The sequence below is a fragment of the Streptomyces sp. NPDC006450 genome, assembly GCF_040612195.1.
GTDB lineage: Bacteria > Actinomycetota > Actinomycetes > Streptomycetales > Streptomycetaceae > Streptomyces.
The window spans coordinates 1-5443 of sequence record NZ_JBEXPT010000210.1 but is presented as its reverse complement, the minus strand read 5'-3'; the positions used below and the strand labels follow the sequence as shown (position 1 = coordinate 5443).

Sequence of the window (5443 nt, the reverse complement as noted above, 5' to 3'; positions counted from 1 at the left end):
CGGGGTACACCTCGTGTTCGCCGAACTCAAGGACCCGGTGCGACAGAACGTTCGAGGCGCGGCGCCCGGGGGCGGACCCCCGGGGACGGTGGTTGCAGCGCCGTCGAAGAGGCCGTGACCTGCGGCATCGGGATCTACACGGGCTCCGATTCCTTCGCTCCTGCACATCCGGCCCCGTTCTCGACGGCACCCGTCCGCCGGGACGACGCCGGAACCCTGCCCGAGGACCTCCAAGGCGCGGCCGCTGCCCGGAGCGGTCGGCATCGGGGCCGACGCCTCCTCGGTGTGACGCGGATCACCGACACCGCGGCCGCCTGTACGCACGCGGGCGCCGACGGGCCCTCGAGGCGGGGGACCGCCACCGGCCGGGACGCGCTCGCACGCGTACGCGCGGGCGCTTCGGGCGTGGCGGTGGGGGCGGTCCTGTTCAACGATCCCTTCGAACCCCTGCGGATCCGCGACGAGCCGCGCGCGGCACTCGCCGTACGCGGGATCGGGGCGTTCGAAGCGGCCGTCGGACTCGCTCATCGCGCTCTCTGACGAAATTGGAACGTCCTTCACCGGACAAATCCGGGGTGGTTTGTCCGTGATGTACGGTTCAGTGGAGGCTGACCAGGACTTTTCGTCCGTTCTCGCTGACTGGAGCGGTCATGGCCGCTAGTCTCCGAGCAGAGTGAACGAGCAGCGATCGAGCACCACCGCTGTTCGGGCGCTCGCCTGGTGTGATGCCTTCCGGCATTTCACTGGTCCGTATCCGACAGTTCGACATCCGAGGTGACGTAGGCGTGGCTCTTCCGCCCCTTACCCCTGAACAGCGCGCAGCAGCGCTCGAAAAGGCCGCCGCGGCTCGCCGGGAGCGGGCCGAGGTGAAGAATCGACTCAAGCACTCCGGCGCCTCCCTGCATGACGTCATCAAGCTGGGGCAGGAGAACGACGTCATCGGCAAGATGAAGGTTTCCGCTCTCCTGGAGTCCCTGCCTGGCGTCGGCAAGGTGCGCGCCAAGCAGCTCATGGAGCGCCTCGGCATCTCCGAGTCCCGGCGTGTCCGAGGTCTCGGTTCCAACCAGATCGCCTCTCTGGAGCGCGAGTTCGGCGGCAACGCCGCCTAAGGCGTCGTCCGAAGTTCTCCCGGCGTTCTCAGGCAGTCCCGAGAAGCTGGATAATCGCTCTATGGCAGCAGAGGTTCGTCCGCGGCTGACCGTGCTCTCCGGCCCTTCGGGGGTCGGCAAGAGCACGGTCGTCGCGCATATGCGCAAGGTTCACCCCGAGGTCTGGCTCTCGGTGTCGGCCACCACCCGCAAGCCGCGGCCCGGTGAACGACACGGAGTCCACTACTTCTTCGTCAACGACGACGAGTTCGACAAGCTGATCGCCAATGGCGAGCTGCTGGAGTGGGCCGAGTTCGCGGGCAACCGCTACGGCACACCACGCGGCGCAGTGCTGGAACGCCTGGAGAACGGCGAGCCGGTCCTGCTGGAGATCGATCTCCAGGGCGCACGGCTCGTACGCGAGTCCATGTCCGAGGCGCAGCTGGTCTTCCTGGCTCCTCCGAGCTGGGACGAACTGGTCCGCCGGCTCACCGGCCGCGGCACCGAATCGGCCGAGGTCGTCGAGCGCAGGCTCGGCGCCGCCAAGATCGAACTGGCTGCCGAATCCGAGTTCGACACCACTCTGGTCAACACCTCGGTCGAGGACGTGGCGCGCGAGCTGCTAACGTTGATGAATGTCGTCTGATCGTTGACCGGTGTTCAACCGGTCCGGACGGTCCGAATTCGACACTTCTAGGTCTTACCCCATCTTCGGAAGGTAGAGCGTGTCCTCTTCCATTACTGCGCCCGAGGGCATCATCAACCCGCCGATCGACGAGCTGCTCGAGGCCACGGACTCGAAGTACAGCCTCGTGATCTACGCGGCCAAGCGCGCGCGTCAGATCAACGCGTACTACTCGCAGCTCGGTGAGGGCCTGCTCGAGTACGTCGGCCCGCTGGTGGACACCCACGTCCACGAGAAGCCGCTTTCGATCGCGCTGCGCGAGATCAACGCGGGTCTGCTGACCTCCGAGGCCATCGAGGCCCCGGCTCAGTAAGACACGAGTTTCCTTTCACCACAGGCCCGGCAGAACATCTGCCGGGCCTGTGGTGTGTCATAGGTGTCATAGGTGTGGTGGCGGTCGTCAGCCGAAGGGGCGTGTGTGGTGGGTAAGCCGAAGGTCGTGCTCGGAGTCAGTGGCGGGATCGCCGCTTACAAGGCGTGCGAGCTGCTGCGCCGGCTGACCGAGTCCGGGCACGACGTACGCGTGGTGCCCACGGCGGCGTCCTTGAACTTCGTGGGGGAGGCCACCTGGGCCGCCCTCTCCGGGAACCCGGCCTCCACCGAGGTGTGGGAGAGCGTCCACGAGGTGCCGCACGTCCGCATCGGACAGACCGCCGAACTCGTCGTCGTCGCCCCGGCCACCGCCGACATGCTCGCCAAGGCCGCCCACGGTCTGGCCGACGACCTGCTCACCAACACCCTGCTCACCGCACGCTGCCCGGTGGTGTTCGCACCCGCGATGCACACCGAGATGTGGGAGCACCCGGCCACCCAGGAGAACGTGGCCACGCTGCGCAGGCGCGGGGCCGTTGTCATCGAGCCGGCCGTCGGCCGGCTCACCGGCAAGGACACCGGCAAGGGGCGGCTCCCCGACCCCGAGGAGATCTTCGAGGTGTGCGTCAGGGTGTTGGCCCGCGGGGTGTCCGAGCCCGACCTCGCCGGCCGGCACGTGGTGATCAGCGCGGGCGGTACGCGCGAACCGCTGGACCCGGTCCGCTTCCTCGGCAACCGCTCCTCCGGCAAGCAGGGCTACGCCCTCGCCCGTACCGCGGTCGCCCGCGGGGCCAGGGTCACCCTGGTCTCCGCCAACGCCGCGCTCGCCGACCCGGCCGGGGTGGACCTCGTACGGGTCGGGACGGCCCTGCAGCTGCGCGAGGCCGTGCTCAAGGCCGCCGCGGACGCCGACGCGGTGGTGATGGCCGCGGCCGTGGCCGACTTCCGGCCGGCCGAGTACGCGGGCGGGAAGATCAAGAAGAAGGACGGGCAGGACCCCGCGCCGGTCGCCCTCGTGCGGAATCCGGACATTCTCGCGGAGATTTCCGCCGACCGGGCCCGGGAGGGCCAGGTCGTCGTGGGTTTCGCCGCCGAGACCGACGACGTCCTGGCCAACGGGCGGAGCAAGCTCCTCCGCAAGAAGTGTGATCTTCTCGTCGTCAACGAGGTGGGCGAGGCGAAGACCTTTGGTTCCGAGGAGAACGAGGCCGTCATCCTGTCCTCCGACGGAAGTGAGCTCGCCGTCCCCTACGGACCGAAGGAAACGCTCGCGGACGTGATTTGGGATCAGGTGGCACCGCGCATCGGAGCGCGACGCGCCTGAGCGGAGGGCCTTTCCGCGGACTGATCCGTGGGTAAGAATGGAGTGTCGCAGGTCACACGGCTCCCATAGGGCGAGACGGGTGGTCCGGCGAACGGTGGCGACCGATAAACTGCAGCCGGAACGTGATCGGGCGCAGCCTCCGATGTGGTTCCACCAACATTTCAGCCAGCAGCCGCTGCAACCCCAGGGAGCGTTGTGTCCCGTCGCCTGTTCACCTCGGAGTCTGTGACCGAGGGTCACCCCGACAAGATCGCTGACCAGATCAGCGACACCATTCTCGACGCGCTCCTCACCGAGGACCCGACCTCGCGCGTCGCCGTGGAGACCCTCATCACCACCGGTCTCGTCCACATCGCGGGAGAGGTGACGACGAAGGCGTACGCGCCCATCGCGCAGCTCGTCCGCGACAAGATCCTCGAGATCGGCTACGACTCCTCGAAGAAGGGCTTCGACGGCGCCTCCTGCGGCGTGTCGGTGTCCATCGGCGCGCAGTCCCCGGACATCGCGCAGGGCGTCGACACCGCGTACGAGAAGCGGGTCGAGGGCGACGAGGACGAGCTCGACAAGCAGGGCGCCGGCGACCAGGGCCTGATGTTCGGGTACGCCTGCGACGAGACCCCCGAGCTCATGCCGCTCCCGATCCACATCGCGCACCGCCTCTCCAAGCGGCTGTCCGAGGTCCGCAAGAACGGGACCATCCCGTACCTGCGTCCCGACGGCAAGACCCAGGTCACCATCGAGTACGACGGCGACAAGGCCGTCCGCCTCGACACGGTCGTCGTGTCCTCGCAGCACGCGGCGGACATCGACCTGGACTCGCTGCTCGCCCCGGACATCCGTGAATTCGTGGTCGAGCACGTCCTGAGCCAGCTGATCGAGGACGGCATCAAGCTCGACACCGAGGGCTACCGCCTGCTGGTCAACCCGACCGGCCGCTTCGAGATCGGCGGCCCGATGGGCGACGCCGGCCTGACCGGCCGCAAGATCATCATCGACACCTACGGCGGCATGGCCCGTCACGGTGGCGGCGCCTTCTCGGGCAAGGACCCGTCCAAGGTCGACCGTTCCGCCGCGTACGCCATGCGCTGGGTCGCCAAGAACGTCGTCGCCGCCGGTCTGGCCTCGCGCTGCGAGGTCCAGGTCGCGTACGCGATCGGCAAGGCCGAGCCCGTCGGTCTGTTCGTGGAGACCTTCGGCACGCACAAGGTGGACGTGCAGAAGATCGAGGACGCCATCGGCCAGGTCTTCGACCTGCGCCCGGCCGCGATCATCCGCGACCTCGACCTGCTCCGCCCGATCTACGCCCAGACCGCCGCCTACGGCCACTTCGGCCGCGAGCTGCCGGACTTCACCTGGGAGCGCACCGACCGCGTGGACGCCCTGCGCACGGCCGCGGGCCTGTAAGCAGCACCACCGGCACCGCTCGACGCCCTACGGCCCCGGACCCCAAGGTCCGGGGCCGTACGCGTCGGGGGAGGGCCACCCCACCGACCCCGTCCTTGTCGGTGTCGTTTGGTATGAATGCTGGTGTGAGCAGCGCGAACGATTCCCCGCCGGAGCAGCTGGCGCTGATGCGGGAGATGGTCGCCGAGGCGAAGGCCAAGGCGCCCAAGGCCAAGCCGCGCACCTGGCGCGGAGCCGCCGTCGCCGAGGAACTGCCCGTGGCCCGGGTCCTCGTCAACAAGGGCGTGCTCCACCTCGACCGGCTCTTCGACTACGCCGTCCCCGCCGAACTCTCCGAGTCCGCCCAGCCCGGTGTCCGCGTCCGGGTCCGCTTCGGCGCGGGCTCCCACCGGGTCCACGGCGGCCGCCGCGAGGGCGGCGGACTCATCGACGGCTTCGTCATCGAGCGCCGCGCCGAGTCCGACTACGACGGAGCCCTCGCGGCCCTCGCCCAGGTCGTCTCGCCCGAGGTCGTGCTCGGCCCCCGCATGCTCGCCCTCGCCCGCGCCGTCGCCGACCGGTACGCCGGCAGCCTCGCCGACGTGCTCCAGCTCGCACTGCCCGCGCGCAGCGCCCGCGCCGAGGCCAAGC

Annotated in this window: 6 protein-coding genes and 1 pseudogene; all 7 read left to right on the top strand. The window is 69.1% G+C overall.

What is annotated here, in order from left to right; translation table 11 throughout:
- Positions 1-285: 285 nt before the first annotated feature.
- Positions 286-540, top strand: coding sequence for a hypothetical protein (locus tag ABZY57_RS31775; RefSeq protein ID WP_356517854.1), 255 nt, complete (start codon positions 286-288; stop codon positions 538-540).
- 245 nt (positions 541-785) lie between these two features.
- Positions 786-1109: an integration host factor, actinobacterial type gene (gene mihF, locus ABZY57_RS31770; RefSeq protein ID WP_243334344.1), complete on the top strand. Its 324-nt coding sequence runs from the start codon at positions 786-788 to the stop codon at positions 1107-1109.
- Between the two features lie 61 nt (positions 1110-1170).
- Positions 1171-1734: a guanylate kinase gene (gene gmk, locus ABZY57_RS31765; protein ID WP_327251766.1), complete on the top strand. Its 564-nt coding sequence runs from the start codon at positions 1171-1173 to the stop codon at positions 1732-1734.
- 79 nt (positions 1735-1813) lie between these two features.
- Positions 1814-2086: a DNA-directed RNA polymerase subunit omega gene (rpoZ, locus tag ABZY57_RS31760; RefSeq protein ID WP_004948662.1), complete on the top strand. Its 273-nt coding sequence runs from the start codon at positions 1814-1816 to the stop codon at positions 2084-2086.
- Positions 2087-2194: 108 nt separating this feature from the next.
- Positions 2195-3409, top strand: coding sequence for a bifunctional phosphopantothenoylcysteine decarboxylase/phosphopantothenate--cysteine ligase CoaBC (gene coaBC / locus ABZY57_RS31755; RefSeq protein WP_356517851.1), 1215 nt, complete (start codon positions 2195-2197; stop codon positions 3407-3409).
- Between the two features lie 195 nt (positions 3410-3604).
- A complete protein-coding gene (metK, locus tag ABZY57_RS31750) occupies positions 3605-4813 on the top strand; it encodes a methionine adenosyltransferase (protein ID WP_356517849.1) in 1209 nt (402 codons plus the stop codon).
- A 113-nt stretch (positions 4814-4926) separates the two neighbouring features.
- Positions 4927-5443, top strand: a pseudogene (locus ABZY57_RS31745) (primosome assembly protein PriA); the annotation flags it as partial.

Excerpts from the sequence above, each read along its gene's own strand:
- gmk (WP_327251766.1), top strand. The coding sequence starts at position 1,171 with ATGGCAGCAGAGGTTCGTCCGCGGCTGACCGTGCTCTCCGGCCCTTCG.